Origin of the sequence: Desulfopila sp. IMCC35006 (assembly GCF_005116645.1) — a bacterium.
In the GTDB taxonomy this organism is placed as follows: domain Bacteria; phylum Desulfobacterota; class Desulfobulbia; order Desulfobulbales; family Desulfocapsaceae; genus Desulforhopalus_A.
Genome location: NZ_SWCM01000011.1, coordinates 66,733 through 93,650 on the forward strand (window position 1 = coordinate 66,733; position 26,918 = coordinate 93,650).

Consider the following 26,918-nt stretch of genomic DNA (forward strand, 5'->3'; position numbering starts at 1 on the left):
CCGCCTCTATTGAGGAGGGATTTTTGGGTGATGGCAAATATGCTGTAGACTAAGGTGTATAAAAGAGTGAGAAACAGGACGTTGAAAGGTGGTATCCGGCATCCTGTTTCTTCTTTTCATTGATCGCTGAATCGACAAATGATTGCCAAGAAATTTTTGTCATAGGTGAATTTACTGGAGGTCGACATGAGCTTTGACCCGGATATTGAATTTATCAAATCTCTGAAAGAGACAGGAGGCGACACATTGAAGAAGTGTTATCAATGTGCCTCCTGTTCTGTTGCCTGTCCTCTTTCAACAGATCAACATCCTTTTCCCAGGAAGGAAATGATTTGGGCACAGTGGGGAATGAAAGAGCGACTTTTGGATGACCCGGAAGTCTTTTTATGCCATCAATGCGGGGATTGTACCGAGATATGTCCGCGCGGCGCAAAACCTGCCGAAGTTCTCGGTGCGATTCGCGCCTATTTGTACACGTTGTATGGCTGGCCTGCATGGCTTGCAAGGCTGGCAGCCGACATCAAGAATCTGCCGATATTGCTCGGTGGCCCTGCAGTTATCATTTTAGCCCTTTGGCTTTTGTCAGGTGCAACGCATATTCCCTCTGCTGATGTATTTGCTCGTTACGGCTATACCCAGTTTTTCGGACACTGGGATTTTAAATGGTATCCGAAGAATACTTTTTTCATAGTGTCAATTATGGTGCCTGCTGCAGGCTTAGCTGTATATTCAGTTTATAGAGGCATCCATACAATGTGGCAGCGAATGAGCAAGAGAGCTAATATAAAAATCGAATTCAGACCTTCTTTTTTTATGTTTGTCACTGATTTTCTCTGGCCTTCACTCGTTGAAACAATGAAACATAACCGCTTTCGTGAATGCACGGCCAACACTGACCGAGTCAAGGGACATCTCCCGCTGGTTTTGGGCTTTATTGGTGCCTTTATTCTCACGTGCTGGTCGGCGTTCAGGCAGGATATTTTGGGACTTATCTGGCCATCTTTTCATGGCCCGCTGCCACTGACGGACCCTTTCAAAACTCTGGCAAATGTTTCGGCAATTGCTTTACTGTATGGTATCTGGGTTCTCTGGAGAAATCGTTTAGCACTTGAGCAAAGAGGCAAAGCAAGCAGGACATTTTATGACTGGTTTCTTATTTGGGAAATAGTTGCCGTGGGAATTACGGGTCTCGGTGCAGAATTGCTGCGCTGGGCCGGCATGCCGACTTTAGGGTACTATGTTTACTTCTTACATCTTGTCTCGGTTCTGATGCTTTTTCTCTACATGCCATATACCAAGTTTGCTCATATTGTCTACAGGACAACAGCAATGTGTTTCGAGAAGTATCGGGTAAGTGCTTTTGCAACAAACACAATTGATTGACTTAGGGAAGCCTCCTTTTTCTTTTAAGCCGCTTCCGGCTGTCCAATATCAGGCAACCGGGAGCGGCACTAAAGGGATGGCAAGGAGTCGCCGGCTTTCATTTCGACCAAAGCCGGTCCAATCAGACCGACATAACGGCAACATTTAGAGTGTTCCAAGCCGGAGGAGAAAACCAAGTAATAATTTCTAAGGTCCTAATATGTATCCAGATGGTGCCATTCCGCGTTCTCAAGCCATTTTCCCGGTTCTGCACGCGAGATGAATTCAACAATATTTTCCATGATACGCAAATGTTTCTCCTCTTCTTTTGCCAGCTGATTGAGGAGTAATTTTGCCTGTTCCCCTTCGACCTCTTGAGCTTTTTCCAGATAGAATTTCCGGCTCATTTCTTCAATGTCACGAGCCTTTCGATATGCGTTCGTCTCTTCTGTTGTATCGATTTGCGGAACTTGTTTGCCTTCTCTCATCTCAACAAAGATGTTTTTTACATTTTCCAGTATTTGCGTATCATTTGCCTGTGGTAGAGCGTTCTTTTGACTTAACTGCTCAATAAACGTATAGTGTTTTACTTCTTCATCGGCCAACATTGCGAAAATTTTTTTCAGCCCAGGGTCTTTGCATCCCTTGATTAATTTTCGATAGTAATTTTCACCGTCTTTTTCCATCTGCATAGCAAATTCATAAATATCCATCTCTAACCTCCATGCTTTGTCTCCATCAAGAATGAAGAAGGAAAGGCCGAACTCCACGTCAGGCCAGGGATCATTTATAGACGGTTATCTGTGAGTTTCATCAGAGGCACCATCATCAGGGTATTGCAATGATTCGTTCAAATATTACAGTAGAAAATTATATATAATCAGCTTCACATTCGTATATAAGTCTCCGCATCCAGGATATTGCATTCATTCAAATGCCGTATGGGGAAAAAGCAGCACGGGCACTCCGCCGGGGCTGTATCAGCGTAATGTACGTAACCACAGATCCTGCCCCGCCATACCTTGCCGGTAGATGTTGCTGTCTTCCCGCTACTGGGATCGTGCAGGCGATGGAGCGGCAGGGATGGCTGATACTCTTTGAGCAGAAAGTCAGCGAGTATAATGCGCTGGATTTCGCTGGTTCCCTCATAGATTTGAAGCAGTCGCAGGATTTTTTCAATGAGAAACATCTTGGTGTATCCATACCCGCCGAAAATCTGCAGGGCCTCATTAACCACCTCAAGTGCCGATTCAGTCACATAGCGTTTGCTTATTGACGCGCAACGGCCACTGCGGCGGCAGCCGGAATGGTGCCTGTGAAGTTTATCCGGAGAAAGACTGCATATGAACAGACCATATGACCGCCTGGAGCATGCCGATAAACTGATCATTTTTCTAAAAGACAAGGTTCCCCCCAGAAACTGGGAGCTGAACGAGACCTCTTCTTGGATCAATTTTCACTTGAACCGCGATCATCAGAAATAAAGGTTTTATAAGTTGTTGATCGCCTCCCACAGATTGGCGGCATAGAACACTGGCTTTTCTAATGCGCTCTAAGAGAATTTCGGGTTCAATGAAATTACCGTAAAATTGGTACATACCCTTTTACGGCAGTCTATATATCTATGAATGTTGACCCAACTAATATTTCAGAAGAGATTAAGATAGACCATGACAAGCTTCAATTTGTAGCAACACCTCTTGGTTGAATATTTAAACCTTTTAAGTGGCAAGATCAACCCGGCACTCAGCGGCTTATAGGCTGCAATGTATTATTAAACACTGTACAATTTTAGATTCTTTATCCCATAAAGCATACTGACAGTATGCTATCAAATATAAAACTTTTTTGTTGAAGAGTTTATCTCCGGGTGAGGAGAAAGATACATGAAACCTACAGATGCCACAAAGCCGGCAAATGCAAGCGAAGATAAGATAGTCTGCGGGGAATTCTGCAAGCTTCCGCCCATCTATACTGCCACTAATGCCCTAACTGAAAGAATTAAAGAACTCAATTGTCTCTACAGTATCTCCAGCCTTCTTGAAAATCAGGACGTAACTCTGAACTGGATTCTATCGCGTGCAGTTGAACTTATCCCTGCCGCTTTGCAGTATCCGGAGTTTGCCTGCTGCTGTATCAAGCTGGATGGTCAGGAATATGTCTCTGCTCATTTTAAACGGACCGAATGGTGTCGAAACACCAAAATCATGCTCAATGATCGGCATGTAGGGGATCTTGATGTTTTCTATACCCAGTCCCCCTCAACCGGTAACAGTGGTTTATTTCTTGAGGAAGAATCCCACCTCCTGCAGGCCATCAGCGAACGTTTGAGCAAGGTTCTGTGGCTGAAACTTTCTGAGGAATCGTTAAAAGAGAGCGAAGAAAGATATCGCATCCTGACGGAACAGGTTACCGACGGCGTGGTGTTGGCTCAAAATGCACGATTTTGCTATGTGAACCCGGCATTTTGTAAAATGTTCAACATAGCATCAGCGAAGGCCGTTATCGACAACAAGCTACTCAGTCCCGGCGCTGGTGAAGTCGACGAAATCAAGCAGATGTACCGGGGATATGCCGACAGCTGCACCAAAGATAAGGTCGACAAGGTGCATTGTTTTTCTCGTCCTGGAAAAACTTTGTGGATACAGGTCTGCCACAGTCCGATTACTTTCAAGGGTCAACCGGCTCTCCTGTCTACTTTTAAAGATATCACCGAAATCAAAGAGCAGCAGGTTGCGGCGCAAAGCATGGCTGACCAGCTGCACGATGAAAACCGGGTATTGCGTGCTTCCTTGAAAGAACGCTATCGATTCGGCAATATTCTTGGCCGCTCCCCAATCATGCAGGAAGTATACGAACTGATCATGAAAGCTGCTGTCACTGATGCAAGCGTCGCTATCTTCGGCGAATCCGGCTCCGGCAAAGAGCTGGTGGCCCAGGCCATCCACCAACACAGCCCGAGAAAAAACAAGAGCTTTGTCGCAGTCAACTGCGGCGCGATCCCGGAATCACTTTTTGAACGAGAATTTTTCGGCCATCGCAAAGGTGCTTTCTCCAGTGCCAATACAGACTCTGCCGGTTATCTGGACTTGGCGAACCACGGCACCCTGTTCCTCGATGAAGTGAGTGAACTCACCGTCAATATGCAGGCCAAACTCCTGAGGGCCATTGAAGGGAGTGGTTACCGACCGGTTGGCGGCACCGAGACGATCCAGTCGGATTTTCGCATCATCTCAGCCTCCAATGTATCCTTGAGCGAGAAAGTCAACAGCGGCGAGATGCGCAATGATTTCTTCTATCGCCTTCAGGTCATCCAGATCCGCCTGCCACCACTGCGCCAGCGCAAGCAGGATATTTCCCTGCTGGTCGATCATTTTGTCCACCAGATGTCTCCGCCGGCGACTCCCGCCAACATTCCAGGCCATATCATGGATCTTCTCATGGGATATGATTGGCCGGGTAATGTACGCGAGTTACGAAATGTCCTCCAGCGCTATCTGGCGCTGGGCCGGCTCGAATTCCTCTCAGCCGACCCCACAGTTGACCAGAGCTCAATGGAGATGCAATTTAATCTTCCTCAGGCGGTGCAGCGCCTTGAAAGCTCGCTGATCTCGCAAGCACTGCAACAGGCACATGGCAACCGGACCAAGGCTGCCAACCTCTTGGGTATTTCTCGAAGGGCCCTTTCTCGAAAAAACCTCCTCCCCTAAGTACCAAGAACGCCCACTGCGGGCGATTTTGCCCGATTAGGTAAAACGTCATAATTCCAGGATATTACCCGGATTTCTTGTTTTTCGTATGGGCGTTTTCGCCCGATCGATATTTTTCTCATGTCACCCTTGCTTAACATTTGTTGTATAATATCAGATAATTAACTTATTTTTTCAATCTGGCATCTCCTTTGCTGTATAAGAGGTAACGAGATGGCGTGCTTGAAGATTTAAAGCTCGTCTTATTTGTTCCACTCAACAACAAGGAGAAAAAAAATGCAACCTGATCCATTTGGAAATCTGAGAGACTGGGGGCCGGTATTGGAGCTTATCTGTAAACTATCGGATGAGAGTAAGCTGAGTGAATGTCAACCAGGCTTGACCAGAGTACTTCGCTACCGCGATAACTGGAGGCTTCGCGAAGAAGTACTGAATCGAATCGGCAAAATCAACAAACCGGATACTACTCTGGTTCTTCAGGTTCTGGACATAATCTCCGATGAAAATCTCTACTATGAGGTGCGGATTCTCGCTTGTGATACCTTGATGGAATTCATGAAAAATGGCGCCAACACATTTGAGAATCAAGTAAAAAAAGAGATACGACAAACAGTGGGAAATCTGCAATCCAGCCAGCACCCACCTCTATTTGAGCAGGCACTGAAGAAGCTCTACTCAGTAGCCCACGAAAAATTCAGTATCGTTTAATGCGGCTTGGCGGCGATCCAATTTCTTTGAATTGATGAGACCGTCGATACTTAAATTTCCCGTTGCCGGGCAACATATTTACCACCGAGGCTAACCATGTTGATTGCAATACCAAAAGAGATTTTATCCGAAGAAAAACGGGTGGCAGCAACTCCCGAGACCGTCAAGAAATACATCGCCCTTGGCTTCACTGTGGTTGTCGAAGCAGGTGCTGGCGAAGGCGTGATGATCACGGATGATGACTATAGAAATGCCGGAGCGACCATAGCTAACGACGTTGAAAAAATGTTTGCTGAAGCTGATCTTGTCCTGAAAGTAAAACAGCCAGTTTTCAACGAACACAAGAAAAAGCATGAAGTGGAAATGCTTCGCCGAGACAGTATTCTAATTACTTTTCTCCATCCTGCGGCCCCCAGCAGCCATCAGATGGTCCGAGACCTCCAGGAGAAAAATATTACCGCCCTGACCATGGACGGAATTCCGAGGATTTCACGGGCCCAGAGAATGGACGCTTTATCCTCGATGAGCGCGATTACTGGCTACAAATCAGTCATAATGGCCGCAAATCAGCTGCCCAAATTCATTCCCATGATCGGCACCGCTATCGGCACAATCAAACCGGCAAATTTTCTGGTTATCGGCATCGGTGTTGTCGGCCTGCAGGCCATCGCCACTGCCAAGCGGCTTGGCGCGGTGGTTAAAACGCTCGATATCCGTAAAAATGCCTCAGTGGAAGCGGACAGCCTCGGTGGCAAAGTTATCGATTTCGATATTCCCCAGGAATTGGCAGCCGGCAGTGGCGGTTATGCCAAGCCCCTCGACGAATCATGGCTTCAAAAAGAGCGCACACTCATTTCCAGCCATTTGGCCGATATCGATGTGGTAATTCTCAGCGCCTTGGTACCAGGGGAAGTCGCGCCTATCCTCATCACCGACGAAATGGTCGCCGCCATGAAGCCCGGCTCGGTCATCATAGACGTGTCCATAGATCAGGGCGGTAACTGTCAGGTGACGGAACCCGGCAAATTCGTGCAAATACACGAGGTGCATGTCTGCGGCATTCAGAATATTCCCGGCCGGATGGCCGTCCATGCCAGTTGGCTGTATGCTAACAACCTGTACTACTATGTTGAGAACCTGTTCAAAAAAGGCAAGGACACCCTTGATTTTGACGATGAAATCGTCAAAGGCTCTTTGGTCACCCATCAGACAAAGATTGTCCATGAAGGCACCCTGAAAGCCATGAAATAAGGTGTATGGACAATTCAAAGTTGCTCAAAAAAAACGGGTGTTGACAGAGAAAATGTTTCTGTCGGCGCCCGTGAATCTTTTCTGTAAGGCACTTACAATGCTGGAGGCATATCCATGTTTAATCTGCTTTTGATGGCCGTGGTGTTTATCGGTTCTTTTGCCATTGGCTACGTCCTTATTTCACGGGTTCCGCCCTTGCTCCACACACCGTTGATGTCCATGACCAATGCCATTTCTGCCATAACCATCCTGGCGGCGCTTATATTGTTTTCTGTGCCGACGACACCCATAGAAAAAATTCTCGGTTCGATTGCCATAATGACCGCAACTTTTAATGTGGTTGGCGGCTTTGCCATCACCGACAGAATGCTGCGGATGTTCAAAGGCAAAAAGAAGATATCCTGAATTATCAACCAAGGGATCCACTGATATGACACTGCTCATTGACTTTACTGTAATTGTTATTCTCATTATCGGAATCTGGCAATTCCGTGAGCCTCTCCGGGCAAAAAACGGCAATCTGACCGCTGCTCTGGCGCTGTTCCTGGCTTTTACGTTGGTTCTCTATCGGCAGGGGATCGTTGATATCACTACCGTAGTTATATCTCTTCTGGTGGGCGGAGTTGCCGGCTTGGCCCTGGCCCGGGTGGTCAGCATGATCCAGGTCCCCTCCATGGTCGCTTTTCAACACGGAGCCGGTGGTGTCGCAGCTTTTCTGGTCTCCTTAGTGGAACTTTCCCGAACCACTCATGCTCTGAACCTGGTGAGCGAAATATCCGGAGTTCTCGGTCTGGCTATCGGTTCTATGACTTTTAGCGGCAGCATGATTGCCAGTGCAAAACTCGCCAATAAGATGCATCAGGCTCCGCAAGTACTGACGCACCATAATCTCTTTGTTATCCTCAATTTTATTGCTCTGGTCGTCATTGGCGCAATCTCTTTTATTGTTCCGGCGAGTGTCGCTCCGTCCCTTTTTGTTCTGGAGATTCTTCTGGGAATCGGTTTTGGCGTCCTGCTGGCGATCCGTATTGGTGGTGCCGATATGCCGGTGTTGATTTCCTCACTCAATGCAACTGCGGGCCTTGCTGCCTCTCTTTGCGGCATGGTTATCGAGAATCAGCTGCTGATCGCTTTCGGCGCAACCGTCGCCGCCTCCGGATCGATTCTTACTTATGTCATGTGTAATGCGATGAATCGCCGGATAGGCAAGGTTATTTTCCCGGACTACAAACCCCAAAAACCTTTTTCGAAAACAACGACGAGATCTCCATCTCCGCTAAAACCCGAGGTAAACGCAACTACTCCTACTGACCTTGCGACCGAGCTGACCGATGCTGTTGCCGCCATTCAAGGGGCGAAGAAAATTATTATCGTGCCCGGCTACGGCATGGCCCTGGCCAAAGCCCAGCAAGACGTCGCGATGCTCGCGCAAGAATTGACGGCGATGGGTAAAGATGTCAAATATGCCATCCACCCCGTAGCTGGTCGCATGCCGGGGCACATGAATGTTTTGCTCGCCGAGGCCGGTGTTGATTATGACATGCTGGTGGAGATGGAAACCGTCAATCCAGAATTTCATGCCACCGACCTGGTGCTGGTCGTCGGTTCCTGCGACGTTGTCAACCCGGCAGCCATAAAAGTTGAGGGAACTCCCATCTCGGGGATGCCGATCCTTAAAGCCCATGAGGCCAAAAAGGTGGTTTGCTGCAATTTCGACCGCAAACCAGGCTACTCGGGGGTCGAGAACTCACTCTATGACCAGGACAACTGCATCATGCTCGAAGGTGACGCCAAACAGACAGTGCAGGGTCTTCTCAATTCCTTAAGCAGTACACCAACACCTGAGTCTTCTGAAGGGCCGATTTCCGATGCCGATGCTGATTATACCAGGGCAGACGCAGCGCTGCGGACAGCCAAACGAATCATCATCGTGCCCGGATACGGTATGGCTCTGGCTAAAGCCCAGGAAGACGTCGCAAACCTTGCTGGCGAGCTCATCGCCATGGGTAAAGATGTCAAATACGCCATCCACCCCGTGGCCGGCCGCATGCCGGGCCACATGAACGTTTTGCTCGCCGAAGCCGGTGTTGACTACGATATGCTGGTGGAGATGGAGACTATCAACCCGGTGTTCGAGGCCACCGATCTGGTACTGGTTGTCGGTGCCTGCGACGTTGTCAACCCGTCGGCCATTGAGGTCGAGGGGACACCCATCTCGGGAATGCCCATCCTCATGGCGCACAAGTCAAAAACCGTTATCTGCTGCAACTTTGACCGCAACCCCGGTTACTCGGGCGTGGAGAATTCACTCTATCTCCAGAACAACACGGTGCTGCTTGAAGGTGATGCCAAAAAGTCAATCCAGCAGCTGCAAAAAATGCTTGTTGCAAAAACAACACCACAGGAATCTACACCTTCCACCGCTATGGTTGCGGCTGACGCAACTTCGGAGTCAGTTGCAGCTCTCGCTGTGGCAAAAAGCGTGATCATCATTCCCGGCTATGGGATGGCACTGGCCAAGGCCCAGTTCAAACTGGTGGAGCTTGTTTCTCTGCTCGAACAGCGCGGTGTGCATGTCAAGTACGCCATTCACCCGGTGGCTGGTCGGATGCCCGGCCACATGAACGTACTGCTGGCCGAGGCGGAAGTTGAATACGAAGACCTGCTTGAGATGGACGACGTTAATCCGCTATTTGGAGAAACTGATGTTGCAATAGTTGTCGGTGCCTGTGATGTCGTCAATCCCGCAGCGATTGAAAGTGAAGGAACTCCCATTTCCGGTATGCCGATCCTGCTGGCCCAGGATGCCAAACGCATTATTGTCTGCAACCTGGATACCAAGCCCGGTTACTCGGGTGTCCCTAATCCGCTGTATACCGCCAATAAGACAATACTCCTTATTGGTGATGCCAGGGAAACCATAAGCAACCTGCACGCAGCATTGCGACATATCGATGTTTGATTTTTTGGGGCGGTAGCGGGTCATCTTATAAAAACGGAGGAGCAGTGAAAGTTATGTTTAAAGATTTATTACACTGTCTGTCGCGCCCCAATATTGCGGTAGATCTTGGTACCGCGAATACTCGCATATATAGTTCACTTAACGGGGAGACCACAGATAATCCTTCTTCAATGCACCTGGTTGTACGAAAAACAGCTCCCGTCTCAAATGATTATTTTCACTATATTAATAATAAAATTACAACAAAACCACTTCGCCGTGGGGTAATTGTTGATTTGAAAAATGCCACGATATTGTTGAAAAAATTAGTGAATACGAACAGAAAATCTCTTCTTGCACCAATGGCTTTGGCCACCGCTCCAATAGGTACAACAGAAAAGGAGCGGGACCTCCTTCGTAAAGCGCTTATAAATGCCGGGACATCGCATGTGGCAATAATTCCAGAAAGCCGGGCTGCTGCTATCGGAGCGGGAATGGACCTTACTCTTCCCCATGCGCAAATGCTTGTAGATATTGGCGATGGAGTAACTGAAATGGCGGTGTTTCGGGGAGAACGCATTATATACCATGCAACAGTGCATATAGCGTGCAGTGATCTCCACAGATCGGTTCGTTCCACAATCCTTGCAAGACACAGGGTGCAACTGGAGAGTACTTCTGTTGAAAAATTGACCCACGTAATCTCATCCATGCTCGATGAACAAGAATCCAATGTCGAAATATTTGATATTAGCGGCATTGATGCTGTCCAGGGAAAAAGTGTCAGTTGTTGCGTCAACAAAAGAGATGTGATCAATGCGATAGAACCGATATTAATGAAATTTACTGTTATGATAGTCAATTTTCTGAAAAAACTGCCGGATAAAATATATTATGAAATCCTGGAATCGGGAATTACTTTGACAGGCGGTGGGGCATGTATTGCAGGATTGGATAAGCTCATAGCATCAAGAACCAACATCAAAGTTATAGTTGCTATTGATCCATTGCATGCAGTGATAAATGGTGCACGCCAATCATTGAATTATTGGATTGGCAAGAAAGGTGGGTGGGAAAATTTTACCTGGCCGAAGTTGACTGCTTTGCGTTAGAGAGAGGCAGTGTCGCTCTTTTTTTAAAAAAACTAAAATTAATTCTTCTTCTATTGACTGTCTGAGGTCCACATTATGCTCTCTTTCCTTGATTCACACATTTTGCTGACCGGGCTCTTTATTTTCTCAGCCCGTGTCGTCGATGTCTCTTTAGGCACTGTCCGAACTATCGTTACCGTTCAGGGGCGAGCCGTCGTCGCCTTTTTTCTGGCTGTAATCGAGATAACCATCTGGATAACCGCGATCAGCACCATCATCAAGCAGATCGATCAGTCACCGATTCTGATTATGTTTTACTCCCTGGGGTATGCCTGTGGGAATGTTACCGGAATCCTGGTCGAACGCAAGTTGGCCTTCGGCAAGATCATCCTCAAGGCTTTTGCTACTAACAATGGACAGGCAATCGCCGATAAAATTCGTGAGATGGGCCAGCCGGTGACCATATTTCACGGAGAAGGGATGAACGGTCCGGTTCTGGAACTGTATATCGCGTGTGGGCGGCGACACCTGAAGTGGCTGCTACCCATGATCATCGAATTTGACGAAAAGATCTTTTACGTCATCGAACCGGCCAGGGATATGAACAGAATACTCAGGCCGACCTTTTTGCCACGTGGCGGTTGGCGCTCCCGGCAAAAAAATAAATAGTGCCCCAAGCAGAAACACCATGAACAGTGAATTGTTTAACGAAGAGGCGAAGTGATCATGGAACCTTTCAAGAATATACTCTACGTGAATGAATCAAACGCAGAGCAAACTGCGACTCATGCACGTGCAGTCTCTTTGACGGAAAAGAACCAGGCAGTCTTAACATTTGTAGACGTAATTCCTACCCCGATCGTCCAGGTGGATATGGCTTTACCACCAGGCGGACCGATCTCCACCAAACTGCAGGCTTTTATCGTGGCTGACCGCCGCAACACGCTGAACACCATACTGCGGTCCTACAGACAACGGCCGAAAACCTGGCTGGCTATGCTGTGCTCGCCGCCCGCCTTCACCTTCTCCAAGGGGAGGTCAAGAAGACAATCGTATCGCTGGCAACAGACGTTGACGCCGACCTTGTGATCCTGGGAACAGTCACCCGCAGAGGGCTCATCGACCTGATCTTTGGCAACACCGCCGAGGCTCTCCTCGATAAGCAGTCCGGCTCGGTTCTGGTCATAAAACCCCCGTGGTTAAAGACGGAGGTGCAGATGTGTGATTTTGACTTAATCTTGTCCCCACGGGACTGTTTATATAGAGCAGATTGATGAATGTGATCTATATTGTTGGGCCGACCCTCCTGATTGCCGTAGTCCTTGCCGCTGTGTGGCTCGATCGCAGGAACGTTCCGGTTGCTCTTGGTGCTGGGATTCTTTTTGGCAGGGATGGGACCAGGTGACCGTGCACGCTCATGCCCGGGAGGAAGAGGCTCTTCGTTCTACTTTGCTGGGCGCATTTCCTTCCACTCTGGAAGCAACAATCGATACCACCTCCAACATAAATCAGGGTACCGAAACCAAAGCACTGTAAGTCGACGGGTCAAAGAAGGCCCCTGCCACTTGAAAAAGGCAGGTACATGTACCTCTCCCATTCACCCCTCGGAAAATTGATCGAGGACGGGTAGGAGAGGAAGTGGTGGCTGTGAAGCAGCCAGCCGAACCTGTGTCGCGCAATACTCAGAAATCTGCAGAGCAGGTTGGCACTGCCTTTTTCATAGGCTCAAAGATCCCCAGAACGATTAATAATCCGGGCAACCCTTTAAGAGAGTACGATGGAAAAAATAAGAAATTATTTTAAAGAATACATGACCGAGTGGTTGAACACCCATGTTCCGGACCATGCCGACTGGATATTTATCGCAATCGTTCTGCTATGGATCGCATTTTTTTCGCTAGTAATCCACTTTATTTTGCACCGGTTAGTGATTCGCTGGGCAGGAAATCGGGCGACAGTCTCCCGGTGGATATGGCAGAAGGCCTTATTTGAGCGCAAACTCTTTAACCGGCTTGCGCTTACCCTGCAGGGAATCATCCTACAAGCTCAGGCGGGGCTTTGGCTGGAAAGCCAGTCTACCTTTTTGATAGCCATTGAGACGGCGACGAGTTTGTGGATACTGATCTATGGCACCCTGACGCTGTTTTCACTGCTTGATGTGTTGCAGGATATCTTGCGGCGAAAACCGACTATGCAGCACTTTCCCCTGCGGGGTGTGTTGCAAAGCATTAAACTCGTATCGACTTTGCTCATCAGTTTATTGATCATTTCCATTCTCATGGGCAAATCGCCCCTGATACTGCTCAGTGGTCTGGGGGCTGTATCGGCCGTCATGATGCTCGTCTTCAAAGACCCAATTCTTGGATTGGTGGCTGGGATTCAATTGTCGGCAAATAATATGCTTGCCATAAATGATTGGCTGGAAATGCCGAAGTATGGTGCCGATGGCGACGTCATCGACATCAGTCTGACCACGGTCAAGGTACGCAATTGGGATAAAACCATCACCACCATTCCAACGTACGCACTCATCAGCGATTCATTCAAAAACTGGCGAGGCATGTCTGACTCAGGTGGTCGCCGCATCAAGCGCAGCCTGTATTTAGAAATTAGCAGTGTACGTTTTCTGGACGACGATGAGATCCAGCGACTACAGAAAATAAATTTACTCTTTCCCTATCTTGATGAAAAATTCAAAGAGCTCAAAGATTACAACAATCATGAACTGATCAAGAATCTTTCTATGTCGATAAATAGTCGGCGTTTGACCAATATCGGCACCCTGCGCGCCTATATGGTCGCGTACCTTAAAAACCATCCTCGCATTCACCAACAAATGACTTTAATGGTTCGCCAATTGGCACCGGGCCCGAATGGTTTGCCCATGGAGGTTTATGCCTTTACCAATACAACCGCCTGGGCAGAGTATGAAAACATACAGGCTGATATCTTTGATCATTTTTTAGCGATCTTGCCGGTTTTTGAAATTCGAGCCCACGAAACCCCCACCGGGAGTGATATGCGTTGGCTTGCGTCAAAAACGGTTTGAAACGTGGTGCCTTCACTTTCCGGTTTATAGGTTGAAAGCTGTACTATTCATTCAATTTGTTAAAATAATAAATAATATTCCAAACTAGACATCATGACCAGTGAACTGCTTGTCGTCACAATAACACTGTCTTTTGCGGTGATTTTTTTTATTACCAACTGGGTGCGCAACGATCTCGTTGCCATGCTGGTGGTTCTTGTCTTCATGGTATCCGGCGTACTTACCATCGAACAATCCCTGGCTGGTTTCTCCGATCCGGTAGTCATCATCATTGTCGCGATGTTCATTGTCAGTGAGGCCATTGTCCATACCGGCATTGCCCAGCGTCTCGGTGATTTTATCATTCGTCGCGGCGGAAATAATGAGCTGTTTCTGATGATCCTTATCATGCTGATCGTCAGCTTGACTGGTTCTTTTATGAGTTCGACGGCGACAGCCGCCATATTTATTCCGGTAGTCATGGCAGTGACGGTTAAGGCCAATCTCAACCGGAAAAGACTCCTCATGCCACTTTCGGTCGGCGCCCTGATCAGCGGGATGATGACCCTGGTAGCAACCACCCCCAACCTGGTCATCAACAATGTTCTGCGGGGCCACAACCTTGAGCCCCTGTCTTTTTTCAGCTTTACGCCATTTGGCATCGCCACGCTCGTAGCGGGTATTTTGTTCATGGCCGTCTTTGGGAGAAGGATACTGGCACGGAAAACCGATGTTCCAAGCGGTAGAAGAAAACGATCCATACTGGATCTGATTAGCGGGTATGGCATGGAGGAACGATTCTTCAGATTTCGCGTACAGAAAGATTCCCCGATAATCGATCGCTCCGTCGCCAGAATACCCCTAACTACCAAATACAACCTGAAACTGATTGCCTTTGAAAAACTGCAGGATGGAGCCCGGGCAATAGAAAAACCGCGACCGGAAACCGTCTTTGATCCCGGCGATGTCATTGTCTTAATCGGCGAACCGGAGGATGTCCGGCGCTTCTCTAATTATGGAGGTCTTACCCCCCTGTCACCGGTTGTCCGTGAGTCCAGGCAGAAGCAGTTTCTCCGGACTATCGGGCTAGCGGAAATCATGCTGACTCCCGATTCGCTGCTGCTAGGCAAAAACCTCAAAGAGCTGCAGTTTCAAACCAGATATAATTGTCTGGTAGTAGGCATCCGCCGGCACGGACAACCTCTCGTCACGGCCATCGAACAAATGCCTCTTGCCTTTGGTGATGTGCTGCTTATCAGCGCGGACTGGCAGGATATTATTCGCCTGCGCAAATATGTCGATGAATTCCTGGTGCTGACTTTGCCGGAGGAACATCAGCAGGCCATGTACGATTACCGCCGGGCACCACTTATGCTCGTTATTCTTGTATTAATGGTGGCTACCATGACCACGGGCATCTTTCTGCCGGTGGCCGCTGCCGCCCTTGCGGCCATGGCTCTCATTCTTACTCGCTGTGTCAGCCTGGAGACAATCTACCGAGTTATCAATTGGCAGGCAGTTTTTCTCATCGCAGGACTGCTGCCCTTAGCGACTGCCCTGGATAAAACCGGGGCATCTCTGGCAATTGCCGAGACCCTGGTTGCCACCCTCAGCGGAGCCGGACCGGTACTGATGCTCGCCGTTGTGTTCCTGGTGGCTTCGACACTCTCTCTGTTTCTCTCCAACACCGCCACCGCGGTGCTACTCGCGCCAATTGTCGTGGAGGCGGCCGCGCAGCTCCATGTCTCTCCCCAGGCTTTTGCCATGACTCTGGCGATTGCCTGTTCAGCAGCCTTTGCCACCCCGGTTGCATCACCGGTGAACATTCTCGTGCAGGAACCCGGGGGCTACAGTTTTATGGATTTCGTCCGAGTGGGCATCCCCCTGCAGGTGCTGTCCCTGGCAATCACAGTCCTCCTTGTATCCTTGCTTTACCTATAATTTGGAAAGGTGATCTTGAAGCTGCCCTCGAACATTAAAAGATAGGGTTTGCAAGCGGTATTCGGAAAAAAGGAACCAAACATGAAAGAATTTGACAAACCCAAGGAGGCCTCACCCAGCGGGGAGGTTATAATCCTAGGTGAAAATCGTGTCCATCGCATCCTTGTGCTACTGCTGCTTCTGCTGATGGTGGTAGAGTGGATTGTTCTATTGATCGATCAGCGCTGGCTTTCGTCATTTCTAGCAACTCTCACTATTGCCACCCTAGTTTCGCCGGTTATTTTTCGCCATAAAATGGAAATGGAGATTCCAGCCGAATTTCACATTACCGCCGTTGTCTTCATATTTGCGTCGTTATATCTGGGCGAAATTCAAGGTTTCTATCACAGGTTTTGGTGGTGGGATTTGGTGCTTCACTCATCGGCGGGCCTGTTAATGGGAATCGTCGGCTTTTTTCTGGTCTATACTCTGAATGAAAGTAAGCGGGTGGATTTGCACATGACACCTATTTTCATATCATTGTTTGCGTGTTTATTTGCCGTTGCCATCGGAACTTTTTGGGAAATCTTCGAATTTTCCATGGATCGGCTCATCGGCTCCAACATGCAAAAACCTATGCTTGATGATCCTTCCGGCCTCACCGACACCATGTGGGATATGATTGTCAATGCGATCGGCGCAATCATCATCAGCTCTTTGGGCTGGTGGTACATGAAACGTAAACGGACATTTTTTGTAAGGGAGTGGATTCGAACGTTTATCCGGAGGAATCCAGAGATCTTCAATAAGAGCTGACGGTCGATGGATGGTTCTCGATCTTTGGGATGTCTTAAAAATGTGTGGAGTATGAATTCATTCTGTATGGAGCAGCATTGTCATGATTGAATACAACAAACATGAACTCAAAGTGCTGATGCTGGATGCCGCCACCGGATATTGCTGCGGCATGGAGCTTGTTGAATATTCTGCATGGAGATAAACAATATAATGATAAATATTCCTAAACCGATACAGAAACCCGTGTTGTTGGTTCTACTCATAGCAGGGATCACACTGCTGCATTACAGCACAGATCAGAGTCACTATTATTTTCATGTATTCTATGGTGAACTCTATTTTGTGCCAATTGTGTTGGCTGCTTTCTGGTTCGGTTTGTGTGGAGCACTGCTTGTCTCAACGACTATTACCGTGTGTTACCTGCCCTTTATTTTCTGGAACTGGCAGGATTTTTCCGCAAATGACCTGGATAGCATTTTGTCCCTTCTGCTATACAACGGCCTGGCTATACTCGTAGGTGTCCTGAAAGGCCGTGAGACAAAAGCCCAAGAGGAGGTGTTGCAAAAAGAAAACCTGGCTGTAATGGGCAGGTCTCTTGCCGCGGCTGCTCATGAAATGAGAACACCCCTTGTGCTTATTGGCGGTCTCGCCAGACGGCTTTTGAAAAAAACAAATCACGAAAATCCGGATCGTCTGAAACTGGATCTTATCATAAAAGAGTCAGATAAGATGGAGAAAATGACCGGAGATATGCTCAATTTCTCCAAGCCTTTGACTCTCAATCTGATGCGAGAAAATTTTAGCACAACTATCCAGAACTCTCTTCTTACAGTAGAGGAAGTAGCCCGGAGGCATAATGTCTCTATTAAGTACAAGTCCGATCCTGCAGCCGAAGTGGTTGCCATCCACTTGGATAGTTTACGGTTTGAGCAGGTGATAGTGAACTTGGTGCTTAATGCTATTGAAGCTTCTCCAGAGGGAGGTACCGTAACCATAACACTTTCCCTCACGTCTTCCGGGAATGCTATTCTTGATGTGACTGACAATGGCAGCGGCATTCCGTTTACAAAGAGACAAAAATTATTTGCCCCCTTCTTCACCACTAAAAAGGAGGGTACTGGTCTTGGACTGCCAATAGTGCATAAGATTGTCATGGCCCACGGTTGGTCACTGCAGATTATGGATAGTGCCACTGGCGGAACTATTTTCAGAATCAAGCTGAGGGAGAGCAACTTGAATGAACATATTTAAAAGTAAATTTAAGGTATTAGAACATCCAGTAGCAGATGCTTGTAGTTTTAGCTCTCGCCGCTGACTACGATGACACCCTCGCTACCGATGGGCACGTATCGACGGAGACTGTCTCTACAATCGAACGCCTGCGCCTGTCCGGGCGCAGAGCCATATTAATTAGGGGGAGGCAGCTCAATGAGCTCTTGGCCGTTTTCCCGGACGTCCGCCTCCTCTCGCCTAGTATTGAACCTGTTCTTTAAGCTCCTGAAATCATGCCGGCATACAACCGTTGCACATCTTCTCTTCGACACAGCTCTGTTCCGGGTGTCATTACGGCGGCCGTACCGGTCGCCACGCCAAAAATAACGGACTCTCTGAGAGAGTTTCCCCGTGCAAGACTCAAAACAATACCGGCAACCATACTGTCCCCAGCCCCAACCTTGCTGACAATAGGTACAGTTGGCGGCAGGATGTGTTCCGTATATTTTTCTGAAACCACCAGTGCACCGGCCGCACCAAGGGAAATCACCAGTACCTCGCACCGGCCGTCTTCGACCATTTTCCTGGCAGCGGCCAAGATCTGAGATTCTTCCTTGATCTCTTTCCCGGCCAGTTCCCTGAATTCACGGATATTGGGTTTTATTAAAAACACTCCTTCTTGGAGCGCAGCATTCAAAGCTTCACCCGAAACGTCGATGATCACTTTTGCACCACTTTTTTTGCCGAAATGAGCAATTCGTGCATAAAAGTCAGGGGGCACATCCAGCGGAAGGCTGCCGCTGGCAACCACATAATCAGGTGGTGGTCCTATGGACGTCAATTGCCGAATAAATAACTCCTGCTCTTGTCTTGAAAGCCGCGGTCCCGGCATGCCAAAGCGATACTGTTGGCCGGTGGATTCCTCCAAAATGACCAGACTCTCCCGGATCACGCCTGCAATGGGACATGGCCGATGGTTTAAGCCCTCTTCATCCAAAAGTTCCTGGAGCCTTTTTCCTGTCAGGCCACCGGCGGGATAGAGGAGCAGAGATTGGCCACCCAGTTTTTTGATGGCCCGGGAGACATTCACTGCGCCGCCTCCTGGCTCGAAACGAGGTGTTTTGCAATACAGTTTTCTCTCCGCCACGACATGGTCAACACTCGAGCTTTTGTCGATCGCCGGATTTAAAGTTACGGCTACAATAGTTTTCATGGATAAATCTCTTCCTAAAGATAAGGGGGCTGTAATTTGTTTTTTTGGATGATCAATTTTACCTTTTTTCCCTCCGAATGACCGATGACCGATGACCAGCTCATAGTGTCTCATCTTAAAATATTAGTCAATACTTATCGGTTTTCAATTGGTATTGCTTATATTTTTGTTTGGAAGTAGATTGTTCATGAGTATATCAACAATCCTGGATTTACTGTCCTGAGGTCAGAGATTTTAAAAGTTATATTATTTGCTTGAGAACTTTTAAATCGGCAAGTTGAGACAATGATATCGATATGGATCGATAACCCTGACAATCTTTGGAGAATGCGATGACCCAAAAAAATACACGCACCGGTACCAGCCAAACCAATGACCGCAAGACCATAGAGAAACTCAAACGCGGCTTTGCCTATAAGCTCTTCTACCAGCTGGGTGTCTGGACGCAAAACGCATCGTTGAACGATTACTATCTGGCGGTCAGCCATACGGTGCGGGACCGGATGCAGCAGCTGTTTATCAACACGATGCGAGCATTTCAGCAAAAGGACAGCAAGATTGTCAGTTACCTGTCGGCCGAGTTTTTGATGGGCCCCCATCTGCATAATAATCTGGTCAACTTGGGCATGTATGATCAGATAGCCCAAGCGGCGGCGGAATCCGGCCTTGACCTGCAGCAGATCATCGACCATGAGGAAGAACCCGGTTTGGGCAACGGAGGCCTGGGCAGGCTTGCGGCCTGCTATCTGGATTCATTGGCCAGCCTGCAGATTCCCGCTATTGGTTATGGTATCCGCTATGAGTTCGGAATGTTCGACCAGGAGTTTGACAACGGCTGGCAGAAGGAGCTGAGCGATCGCTGGTTGCAGCCGGGCAACCCCTGGGAGTTTAAAAAAGCGGATATGGCGGTGGAGGTCGGTTCCGGCGGGCACACCGAACGGTACATGGACGACCACGGTAAATTACGGGTCCGCTGGGTTCCGGGAAAACTGGTTAAGGGTATCCCCTATGATACACCAATTCTCGGGTATCGGGTCAACACCGTCAACATGCTCAGACTTTGGAGTGCCGAGGCGCCAAAGAGTTTTGATTTTGCCGAGTTTAATGTCGGTGACTATTTAGGTGCGGTGCATGAAAAGATGCTGGCCGAGACCATTACCAAGGTTCTCTACCCCAACGACGAACAGTTCAAGGGCAAGGAGCTTCGCCTCTACCAGCAGTATTTTTTTGTCAGTTGTTCGATGCAGGATATGATCCGTATCCATCTGTTTCAGTTTGACAATCTGGACAATTTTTCCGACAAATTCGCTGTCCAACTCAACGATACCCACCCGGCTATTGCCGTCCCCGAGTTTATGCGGCTGTTGGTCGATGTCCACCACTATGACTGGGACCCTGCATGGGAGATAGTCACTCGCACCTTTGCCTATACCAACCACACCCTGCTCCCCGAAGCCCTGGAGAAATGGCCGGTGGCGATGCTGGGCAGACTGCTGCCCCGACACTTGGAAATTATTTATGAAATCAACCGCCGATTTCTCGATCTGGTCCGTCTCAAATATCCCGGCGACGTCGACGTGGTGCGGCGGATGTCGATGATCGATGAATCAGGAGAGCGCTATGTGCGCATGGCCAACCTCGCCTGTGTCGGCGGCCATGCAATCAACGGCGTCGCCCAACTGCACACCAGGCTGCTGAAAGAGCACACCCTGGCCGACTTTCACCGACTGTGGCCGGAAAAACTGATCAATATCACCAACGGGGTGACGCCGCGTCGCTGGATGGTGGTCAGCAATCCGCGCCTGACCGAACTCATCAGCTCGGCTATCGGGGAGGAATGGATTACCGATCTGAAAAAACTCCGAGCACTGGAGCCGCTGGTCGAGGATTCCTCGTTCTGCGAGAAATGGCAGCAGGTAAAGTTCGCCAACAAGCAGGATATCTGCACCAAGTTTGTCTGCGAACAGGGGCCGCGTTATAACCCTTACGCCCTGTTTGATGTCCAGGTCAAAAGGATCCATGAGTATAAACGGCAACATCTTAACCTGCTGCATATCATCACTTTGTACCACCGTATGAAGGCTAATCCCGAGCTCGATACTCCGCCTCGTCTTTTTATTTTCGGCGGGAAGGCTGCGCCGGGGTATTTTATAGCCAAGCTCATCATAAAGCTGATCAACTCCGTGGCCGAGGTGATCAACGGCGACCCGGACGTCAACAAGCGCCTGCAGGTCCTGTTCATCCCCAACTATAATGTGCAGATCGGTCACATGGTTTATCCGATGGCTGATTTGAGTGAACAGATTTCTCTTGCCGGCAAGGAGGCCTCGGGTACGGGCAATATGAAGTTTGCCATGAATGGCGCCTTGACCATCGGCACCCTGGATGGTGCTAACGTGGAGATCAGAGAGGAGGTTGAGCCGGAAAATTTCTTTCTGTTCGGTATGAATGTGCAGGAAGCCCGCGCCCGACAAGTGGCTGGCTACGATCCGCAAACAATCTATAATCGGAACGAGGAACTGCAAGCCGCAATCAATCTCATCGCCACCGGACATTTCTCCCATGGCGATCGGGAACTGTTCGGGCCTCTGATCGACTCCCTGCTTTATCACGATCCATTTATGGTCCTTGCTGATTACCAGGCTTATGTCGATTGTCAGCAGCAGGTGGGGGAGGTCTTCCAGGATCCGCCGCGATGGACCAGGATGGCTATTCTCAATGCCGCGCGAATGGGTAAATTTTCCTCGGATCGTTCCATTAGCGACTATTGCCGGAAAATCTGGCAGGTAAAACCCTTCCCGGTGGCGCTCAAGCTGCAGCGAGTGCCGGATGAGGGTATTAAATTCCCCAAACGTCAGGAAATTGTGCGCACCTGATTGTATTTTTGGGATGCTAATATTAAATACAGGAGGTCTTATGTTTGATTTAACAGGTCAGGTTGCATTGGTGACGGGTGGTGCTAAAGGAATTGGTAAAGGCATTGTGCAAACACTTTGTAAAGCCGGCGCACGAGTTATTATTGCCGATATAGATCAACAACAGGGGAAAGCTACGGCAAAGGAGTTTGACTGTTCTTTTAAAGCCTTGGATGTCACCTCCCAGGAGGCATGTCGGGAGGTGGTTGCTGCGGTGATTAAAGATTTCACCAAGCTGGATATCTTATGTTCCAATACCGGTATATTTCCGCAGGCAAACTTGGCGGAAATGACCGAAACCCAGTGGGATCAAACTCATAACGTCAACCTGAAAGGTACTTTCTTTGTTGTCCAGGCTGCCATGGCGGCCATGTGTAAAAACGGCTACGGACGCATTGTCATTACATCTTCCATTACCGGCGCAATTACCGGTTATCCGGGCTGGAGCCATTATGGAGCAAGTAAGGCAGGCCAGTTAGGCTTTATGCGCAGTGCTGCATTGGAATGTGCACGTGAAGGTATAACTGTAAACGCAGTGATGCCCGGCAATATTTTAACGGAGGGCTTGGCAGCACAGGGTGAAGCTTATCTCGAGGAAATGAAGCGCAGTATCCCGACTCACAGCTTAGGTAAACCCGAAGATGTTGGCCACGCGGTCTGTTTCCTGGCATCAAAAGAAGCCGGTTTTATCACCGGTCAAACTATAATTATTGATGGGGGACAGGTTCTGCCCGAATCGCCTGAAGCGCTGCTCTAGGTTGCGCTTAGATTTGCTACTCCCCGTAAAAGACATCTTTATCCGCCAGGTTTATGGGATCAATGCTCCAACAAAGGGAAGACAATAAAACATTGTAGGGACAGACTATGAAACGATTCAAAAATATTCTCTATGTTAACGACGCAACCGACGATCAGGCTTGGGCTATTGCGCGTGCAGTCTCTCTGGCGGAAAACAAGCAGGCCGACCTGACGGTCGTGGACGTGATCCCCTCCGAGGTTATCACGGCAGGCATCGGATTCCCACCCGGAGGACCTATCTCCACTGAATTGAGAGCGGCTGTGGTGGCCGATCACCAAAAAGGGCTGGAGGCCTTGGTAAAACCTTACCAACAGAACCTGAGCATCCGGCTGGAAGTGCTGGTGGGCAACACCTTTCTGGAAGTGATTCGTGCCGTGTTGAGGAACGCCTACGATCTGGTTATCAAACCCGCCGAAAACCCGAACTGGCTGGAAAGACTGTTCGGCAATCACGACATGAATTTGCTGCGCCAATGTCCCTGCCCGGTCTGGCTCATGAAACCAGGCGAAAAGTCGAGCTACAACAACATCCTGGCGGCTGTCGATTTTGATCCGACGAACCCTTTAGGCTCGGATCTCGACCTCAACCGTGAGATCCTTGAACTGGCCGGCTTGCTTGCGTTGTCCAACGCTGCTTCCCTACACCTTGCCCATGCCTGGGAAGCCTTTGTCGAAGCACCCCCTCTGTTGAAGGGCGCCATTTCGTTAATGGAAGCTCCCTACTATGTTGAAAAAACGCGTGCGCTCCATAGGAAGGGACTATACATGCTGGGCGGGGAGATGCGTAAATGGATAGGTGTCGATACCTATGATTACCTCTCTCCCAGCTTACACCTGACCAAAGGCCCGGCCAAAAAGGTGATCCCACGGTTGGCGACGGAGTTACAGGCGGATCTGGTCGTCATGGGGACGATTGCCCGCACGGGCATATCGGGCCTAATCATCGGTAATACTGCCGAGACTATTCTCGATCAGCTATCGTGTTCGGTACTTGCTATAAAGCCTCCTGGTTTCAAAACCCCGGTAAGGCTCGCTGAATGATGTAGACGGAAATAATTCAACCTGTATGGAGGAGCATTGTCATGAGTCAATACAACCTGGAGCGTATCTTCAAGCCCCACCGGGTGGCGGTAGTCGGCGCAAGTGAAAAAACCGGCAGCATCGGTAACGCGCTGATGAAGAATCTCATTGAGGGCGGATTCTCCCAGACCTTGCTGCCCGTCAACCCAAAATACCAAGCCGTACACGGATTGGCCGCGGTGAAATCTATTGGCGATCTGTCACCGGGAGTGGACTTGGCGATCATTGCCACGCCCATCCATACGGTCCCCGATATTGTAAAGGAATGTGTTAAAAACAAAATCGCCGGCGCCATCGTCATCTCGGCCGGTGGCAAGGAGGTCGGCGAAGCGGGCAGGGAAGTCGAAGAACAGATCCGCGCAACAGCCTATGCCGGAGGGCTTCGCATCGTGGGCCCCAATTGCCTGGGGATCATCCGGCCCGGCGGCAAGCTCAATGCCAGCTTTGCCGCCGGGATGCCGGATGCCGGAGATCTGGCCTTTGTCTCCCAGAGCGGGGCCATCTGCACAGCCATTTTGGATCTGGCATTTAAGGAGCATATCGGGTTTAGTCATTTTGTCAGTATCGGCTCCATGCTGGATGTGGATTTCGGTGATCTCATCGATTATCTAGGCAATGATCCGTCGGCTAAAAGCATTCTGCTTTATGTCGAAAGCCTGACGAATTTCCGCAAGTTCATGAGCGCGGCCCGCTCGGTGTCCCGAATCAAACCCATTATCGTCCTCAAGGCTGGTCGAAGCGAGGCGGGCGCCGAGGCCGCCGCTTCCCACACCGGAGCCATGGCCGGGGAGGATGCCGTGTATGATGCCGCCTTCAAGCGCGCCGGCATTGTGCGCGTGGACACGATCCAGGATCTTTTCGACTGCGCCGAGCTGATGGCCAAGCAACCCCGGCCCCGCGGCCCGCGCCTGGCCATCGTCACCAATGGAGGCGGCCCCGGGGTGATGGCCACGGATGCCATGGCCCGCGCTGACCTTGCGCCGGCACCCCTTGACCCTGTGACCCTGCAACGGCTCGATGCTTTTCTGCCGCCCTTCTGGAGCCGCAGCAATCCCATCGATATCCTCGGAGATGCCTCCCCGGAACGTTTTCGGCAAACGCTGGAGGTCTGTTGCGACGCAAAGGATTCGGACGGCGTTTGTGTTATTCTTACGCCCCAGGCCCTCACAGATCCTGTGTTGGTGGCTGAAGCCTTGATAGACATAATGAAGGGTCGCCGCTATCCTGTATTTGCCTGCTGGATGGGCGGAAAAAGCATCGAAGCCGCTGTGACAATTCTTAATAAGGCGGGCATCCCCACCTATGATACCCCGGAACGGGCAATCCAGGCGTTTTTGTACATGGTTGAATATGCCCGCAACATGGAAGATGTTCTGGAAATCCCCCCCAAACTGACCCGTGAGATCTCTGTTGATTCTGAAAAAGCCGGACAATTGCTGGCCCGTGCGTCCGCAAAGCAGTTCATCCCCGAAGCTGACGCCCGCAATGTGCTTTCGGCCTACGGTCTCCCCGTGATTCGGACGGAAACGGCGGCAACCGAAGACGATGCGAGCCGCCTGGCACGGGAGATGGGGTATCCCCTCGTTATGAAACTTCTCTCCCCGGATATTTCACATAAAACCGAGGCCGGTGGTATCCGCCTGGATCTGCGCTCGGATGAAGATGTTCGGGAGGCCTTTACCGGAATCGTTGAGTCCGCCCGCCGCTACCAAGCCGATGCACGAATTGAGGGCGTCACCCTGCAGCCGCTTTTTGCCAATCCGGATTATGAAATTCTGCTGGGTGCCAAACGGGATGTTCATTTCGGGCCGGTCATACTTTTCGGCATGGGTGGTATCTTTACGGAAGTCCTCAAAGACCGGGCATTGGGGCTCCCCCCTCTGAACCGGCTGCTGGCCCGGCACATGATGCAACAGACCCGGGCCTGGACCCTGCTGCAAGGGTACCGGAACCGCCCCCCGGCGGATATGGAACAGCTCGAGGAGATGATCGTCCGGCTTTCCCAACTGCTGATTGATTTTCCGCAGATAGCAGAATTGGACATGAACCCCGTTATGATTAAAGACGGCAAGGCTGTGGCCGTGGATGCCCGCATTCTCGTCTCAGAACCTGAGCGCCCTTACCTGCACCTGGTGATCAGCCCGTATCCGGCAGAAGATGAAAGCCACCTGGTCACCGAAGAGGGAACCCGGGTATTGGTCCGTCCTGTCCGGCCGGAGGATGCTCCCCTTTTTCGTAAATTTTCCGAGGTGTTGTCGCCGGAGAGCATCTATTACCGCTTCTTTAGCCATGTCAAGGAATTGAGCCCCCAAATGCTGGCCCGATTCACCCAGATCGATTACGACCGGGAAATCGCACTGGTGGCTTTGGCTGATGATTCCGAAGGTGAACAGATGCTGGGCGTGGCCAGGATCATTGGGGATCCGGATGGCAAGGAGGGGGAGTTCGCCGTTATGGTCGGCGATCCCTGGCATGGCAAGGGGATTGGTTCAAATTTGCTGGAAAAATGTCTGGTGATCGCCAAAAAGCGAGGGTTTCAAAGGGTGCACGGTATTGTTTTGCGTGAAAATAAAAGCATGCGCGTGCTCGGGAAAAAACTGGGCTTTCAGGTGAAAGCAGGCGATGATGCCGGAGAATTCGAACTGGTGATCTCCTTGGCGTCTTTCTCCGAGGATCGTGCCGATTTTCGGTAATGAAGACAAACAATGAGTCGTCAATATATTCTTAAAAAGGAAAGAAATGAGATACATGCCGACAGAATAATCATACATCACGGTTTACAACTCTCAACCGATTCGGTTAAATCGGTTGAGAATCGCGTTTTAGGTTTTTACGACACAATCAATTTTACAAATGGAATAAAAAGCAAGGGATATCTTTAAAACCTGTCG

The 26,918-nt window shown here is 49.6% G+C and carries 25 protein-coding genes and 1 pseudogene; 22 read left to right on the forward strand and 4 right to left on the reverse strand.

What is annotated here, in order from left to right:
* The first annotated feature begins 186 nt into the window (after positions 1-186).
* Positions 187-1,383, forward strand: coding sequence for a quinone-interacting membrane-bound oxidoreductase complex subunit QmoC (qmoC, locus tag FCL47_RS17320; RefSeq protein ID WP_136814794.1), 1,197 nt, complete (start codon positions 187-189; stop codon positions 1,381-1,383).
* A gap of 194 nt (positions 1,384-1,577) precedes the next feature.
* Here qmoC and FCL47_RS17325 read toward each other — a convergent pair whose 3' ends face one another.
* From FCL47_RS17325 to FCL47_RS25690, 3 genes and pseudogenes are all read right to left on the reverse strand, one after another.
* Positions 1,578-2,075 carry a ferritin family protein gene (locus FCL47_RS17325; protein ID WP_136814795.1) on the reverse strand — a complete coding sequence of 166 codons (498 nt, stop codon included), beginning with the start codon at positions 2,073-2,075 and terminating at the stop codon, positions 1,578-1,580.
* Positions 2,076-2,248: 173 nt separating this feature from the next.
* Complete coding sequence (locus tag FCL47_RS25685; RefSeq protein ID WP_370459574.1) at positions 2,249-2,494, reverse strand: rubredoxin-like domain-containing protein; 246 nt, start codon at positions 2,492-2,494, stop codon at positions 2,249-2,251.
* Positions 2,477-2,644, reverse strand: a pseudogene (locus FCL47_RS25690) (acyl-CoA dehydrogenase family protein); the annotation flags it as partial. The gene FCL47_RS25685 and the pseudogene FCL47_RS25690, both read right to left, overlap by 18 nt.
* Here FCL47_RS25690 and FCL47_RS25695 point away from each other — a divergent pair.
* From FCL47_RS25695 to FCL47_RS17395, 17 genes are all read left to right on the forward strand, one after another.
* Complete coding sequence (locus FCL47_RS25695) at positions 2,605-2,709, forward strand: methylenetetrahydrofolate reductase C-terminal domain-containing protein (RefSeq protein ID WP_370459575.1); 105 nt, start codon at positions 2,605-2,607, stop codon at positions 2,707-2,709. The pseudogene FCL47_RS25690 and the gene FCL47_RS25695 overlap by 40 nt on opposite strands.
* Positions 2,706-2,846, forward strand: coding sequence for a hypothetical protein (locus FCL47_RS24600; RefSeq protein WP_167496545.1), 141 nt, complete (start codon positions 2,706-2,708; stop codon positions 2,844-2,846). The genes FCL47_RS25695 and FCL47_RS24600 overlap by 4 nt, the downstream gene beginning before the upstream one ends.
* A gap of 402 nt (positions 2,847-3,248) precedes the next feature.
* The gene (locus FCL47_RS17335) at positions 3,249-5,072 is read left to right on the forward strand and encodes a sigma-54-dependent Fis family transcriptional regulator (RefSeq protein WP_136814796.1); all 1,824 of its coding nucleotides are present in this window, start codon (positions 3,249-3,251) and stop codon (positions 5,070-5,072) included.
* A 276-nt stretch (positions 5,073-5,348) separates the two neighbouring features.
* Positions 5,349-5,780, forward strand: a complete 432-nt coding sequence (locus FCL47_RS17340) for a HEAT repeat domain-containing protein (RefSeq protein ID WP_136814797.1) — start codon at positions 5,349-5,351, stop codon at positions 5,778-5,780.
* A 96-nt stretch (positions 5,781-5,876) separates the two neighbouring features.
* Positions 5,877-7,031 (forward strand): NAD(P) transhydrogenase subunit alpha, encoded by a 1,155-nt coding sequence (locus FCL47_RS17345; RefSeq protein ID WP_136814798.1) that lies wholly within the window; start codon positions 5,877-5,879, stop codon positions 7,029-7,031.
* Between the two features lie 114 nt (positions 7,032-7,145).
* A complete protein-coding gene (locus FCL47_RS17350) occupies positions 7,146-7,436 on the forward strand; it encodes an NAD(P) transhydrogenase subunit alpha (protein WP_136814799.1) in 291 nt (96 codons plus the stop codon).
* A 25-nt stretch (positions 7,437-7,461) separates the two neighbouring features.
* A complete protein-coding gene (locus FCL47_RS17355; protein WP_136814800.1) occupies positions 7,462-9,993 on the forward strand; it encodes an NAD(P)(+) transhydrogenase (Re/Si-specific) subunit beta in 2,532 nt (843 codons plus the stop codon).
* A gap of 53 nt (positions 9,994-10,046) precedes the next feature.
* The gene (locus tag FCL47_RS17360) at positions 10,047-11,084 is read left to right on the forward strand and encodes a rod shape-determining protein (RefSeq protein ID WP_136814801.1); all 1,038 of its coding nucleotides are present in this window, start codon (positions 10,047-10,049) and stop codon (positions 11,082-11,084) included.
* Positions 11,085-11,159: 75 nt separating this feature from the next.
* Positions 11,160-11,732, forward strand: a complete 573-nt coding sequence (locus FCL47_RS17365) for a DUF2179 domain-containing protein (protein ID WP_136814802.1) — start codon at positions 11,160-11,162, stop codon at positions 11,730-11,732.
* Positions 11,733-11,789: 57 nt separating this feature from the next.
* Positions 11,790-12,152 carry a hypothetical protein gene (locus FCL47_RS17370; RefSeq protein ID WP_136814803.1) on the forward strand — a complete coding sequence of 121 codons (363 nt, stop codon included), beginning with the start codon at positions 11,790-11,792 and terminating at the stop codon, positions 12,150-12,152.
* Positions 12,065-12,337, forward strand: a complete 273-nt coding sequence (locus FCL47_RS25700; RefSeq protein ID WP_167496547.1) for a universal stress protein — start codon at positions 12,065-12,067, stop codon at positions 12,335-12,337. The genes FCL47_RS17370 and FCL47_RS25700 overlap by 88 nt, the downstream gene beginning before the upstream one ends.
* A complete protein-coding gene (locus tag FCL47_RS25365) occupies positions 12,337-12,468 on the forward strand; it encodes a hypothetical protein (RefSeq protein WP_255580743.1) in 132 nt (43 codons plus the stop codon). The genes FCL47_RS25700 and FCL47_RS25365 overlap by 1 nt, the downstream gene beginning before the upstream one ends.
* Positions 12,465-12,599, forward strand: a complete 135-nt coding sequence (locus tag FCL47_RS25370; protein ID WP_255580745.1) for a hypothetical protein — start codon at positions 12,465-12,467, stop codon at positions 12,597-12,599. The genes FCL47_RS25365 and FCL47_RS25370 overlap by 4 nt, the downstream gene beginning before the upstream one ends.
* Before the next feature lie 241 nt (positions 12,600-12,840).
* The gene (locus FCL47_RS17380) at positions 12,841-14,112 is read left to right on the forward strand and encodes a mechanosensitive ion channel family protein (protein WP_136814804.1); all 1,272 of its coding nucleotides are present in this window, start codon (positions 12,841-12,843) and stop codon (positions 14,110-14,112) included.
* Between the two features lie 93 nt (positions 14,113-14,205).
* A complete protein-coding gene (locus tag FCL47_RS17385; protein WP_240744285.1) occupies positions 14,206-16,032 on the forward strand; it encodes an SLC13 family permease in 1,827 nt (608 codons plus the stop codon).
* A gap of 81 nt (positions 16,033-16,113) precedes the next feature.
* Positions 16,114-16,827, forward strand: a complete 714-nt coding sequence (locus tag FCL47_RS17390; protein ID WP_205747351.1) for a hypothetical protein — start codon at positions 16,114-16,116, stop codon at positions 16,825-16,827.
* A 174-nt stretch (positions 16,828-17,001) separates the two neighbouring features.
* Positions 17,002-18,060, forward strand: coding sequence for a PAS domain-containing sensor histidine kinase (locus FCL47_RS17395; RefSeq protein ID WP_136814806.1), 1,059 nt, complete (start codon positions 17,002-17,004; stop codon positions 18,058-18,060).
* 238 nt (positions 18,061-18,298) lie between these two features.
* Here FCL47_RS17395 and FCL47_RS17400 read toward each other — a convergent pair whose 3' ends face one another.
* On the reverse strand, positions 18,299-19,234 hold the full coding sequence (locus tag FCL47_RS17400; RefSeq protein WP_136814807.1) for a 1-phosphofructokinase family hexose kinase: 936 nt from the start codon (positions 19,232-19,234) through the stop codon (positions 18,299-18,301).
* Positions 19,235-19,566: 332 nt separating this feature from the next.
* Between FCL47_RS17400 and FCL47_RS17405 the strand changes: the two genes are divergently transcribed.
* From FCL47_RS17405 to FCL47_RS17420, 4 genes are all read left to right on the forward strand, one after another.
* Positions 19,567-22,110 (forward strand): glycogen/starch/alpha-glucan phosphorylase, encoded by a 2,544-nt coding sequence (locus tag FCL47_RS17405; protein WP_136814808.1) that lies wholly within the window; start codon positions 19,567-19,569, stop codon positions 22,108-22,110.
* A 40-nt stretch (positions 22,111-22,150) separates the two neighbouring features.
* A complete protein-coding gene (gene fabG / locus FCL47_RS17410; protein WP_136814809.1) occupies positions 22,151-22,906 on the forward strand; it encodes a 3-oxoacyl-ACP reductase FabG in 756 nt (251 codons plus the stop codon).
* Between the two features lie 107 nt (positions 22,907-23,013).
* Positions 23,014-23,988 carry a universal stress protein gene (locus tag FCL47_RS17415; protein WP_136814810.1) on the forward strand — a complete coding sequence of 325 codons (975 nt, stop codon included), beginning with the start codon at positions 23,014-23,016 and terminating at the stop codon, positions 23,986-23,988.
* Between the two features lie 41 nt (positions 23,989-24,029).
* Positions 24,030-26,720 (forward strand): GNAT family N-acetyltransferase, encoded by a 2,691-nt coding sequence (locus tag FCL47_RS17420; RefSeq protein WP_136814811.1) that lies wholly within the window; start codon positions 24,030-24,032, stop codon positions 26,718-26,720.
* Positions 26,721-26,918 lie beyond the last annotated feature (198 nt).

Bases quoted from the DNA above. Each gene is read 5' to 3' on its own strand.
- FCL47_RS17345 (WP_136814798.1), top strand. From the start codon at position 5,877: ATGTTGATTGCAATACCAAAAGAGATTTTATCCGAAGAAAAACGGGTG.
- FCL47_RS17405 (WP_136814808.1), top strand. From the start codon at position 19,567: ATGACCCAAAAAAATACACGCACCGGTACCAGCCAAACCAATGACCGC.
- FCL47_RS17365 (WP_136814802.1), top strand. From the start codon at position 11,160: ATGCTCTCTTTCCTTGATTCACACATTTTGCTGACCGGGCTCTTTATT.
- FCL47_RS17380 (WP_136814804.1), top strand. From the start codon at position 12,841: ATGGAAAAAATAAGAAATTATTTTAAAGAATACATGACCGAGTGGTTG.
- FCL47_RS17390 (WP_205747351.1), top strand. From the start codon at position 16,114: ATGAAAGAATTTGACAAACCCAAGGAGGCCTCACCCAGCGGGGAGGTT.
- FCL47_RS17355 (WP_136814800.1), top strand. From the start codon at position 7,462: ATGACACTGCTCATTGACTTTACTGTAATTGTTATTCTCATTATCGGA.
- FCL47_RS17395 (WP_136814806.1), top strand. From the start codon at position 17,002: ATGGAGATAAACAATATAATGATAAATATTCCTAAACCGATACAGAAA.
- FCL47_RS24600 (WP_167496545.1), top strand. From the start codon at position 2,706: ATGAACAGACCATATGACCGCCTGGAGCATGCCGATAAACTGATCATT.
- FCL47_RS17335 (WP_136814796.1), top strand. From the start codon at position 3,249: ATGAAACCTACAGATGCCACAAAGCCGGCAAATGCAAGCGAAGATAAG.
- qmoC (WP_136814794.1), top strand. From the start codon at position 187: ATGAGCTTTGACCCGGATATTGAATTTATCAAATCTCTGAAAGAGACA.
- FCL47_RS17385 (WP_240744285.1), top strand. From the start codon at position 14,206: ATGACCAGTGAACTGCTTGTCGTCACAATAACACTGTCTTTTGCGGTG.
- FCL47_RS17350 (WP_136814799.1), top strand. From the start codon at position 7,146: ATGTTTAATCTGCTTTTGATGGCCGTGGTGTTTATCGGTTCTTTTGCC.
- fabG (WP_136814809.1), top strand. From the start codon at position 22,151: ATGTTTGATTTAACAGGTCAGGTTGCATTGGTGACGGGTGGTGCTAAA.
- FCL47_RS25365 (WP_255580743.1), top strand. From the start codon at position 12,337: ATGAATGTGATCTATATTGTTGGGCCGACCCTCCTGATTGCCGTAGTC.
- FCL47_RS17360 (WP_136814801.1), top strand. From the start codon at position 10,047: ATGTTTAAAGATTTATTACACTGTCTGTCGCGCCCCAATATTGCGGTA.
- FCL47_RS17325 (WP_136814795.1), bottom strand. From the start codon at position 2,075: ATGGATATTTATGAATTTGCTATGCAGATGGAAAAAGACGGTGAAAAT.
- FCL47_RS17370 (WP_136814803.1), top strand. From the start codon at position 11,790: ATGGAACCTTTCAAGAATATACTCTACGTGAATGAATCAAACGCAGAG.
- FCL47_RS17340 (WP_136814797.1), top strand. From the start codon at position 5,349: ATGCAACCTGATCCATTTGGAAATCTGAGAGACTGGGGGCCGGTATTG.
- FCL47_RS17420 (WP_136814811.1), top strand. From the start codon at position 24,030: ATGAGTCAATACAACCTGGAGCGTATCTTCAAGCCCCACCGGGTGGCG.
- FCL47_RS17400 (WP_136814807.1), bottom strand. From the start codon at position 19,234: ATGAAAACTATTGTAGCCGTAACTTTAAATCCGGCGATCGACAAAAGC.
- FCL47_RS17415 (WP_136814810.1), top strand. From the start codon at position 23,014: ATGAAACGATTCAAAAATATTCTCTATGTTAACGACGCAACCGACGAT.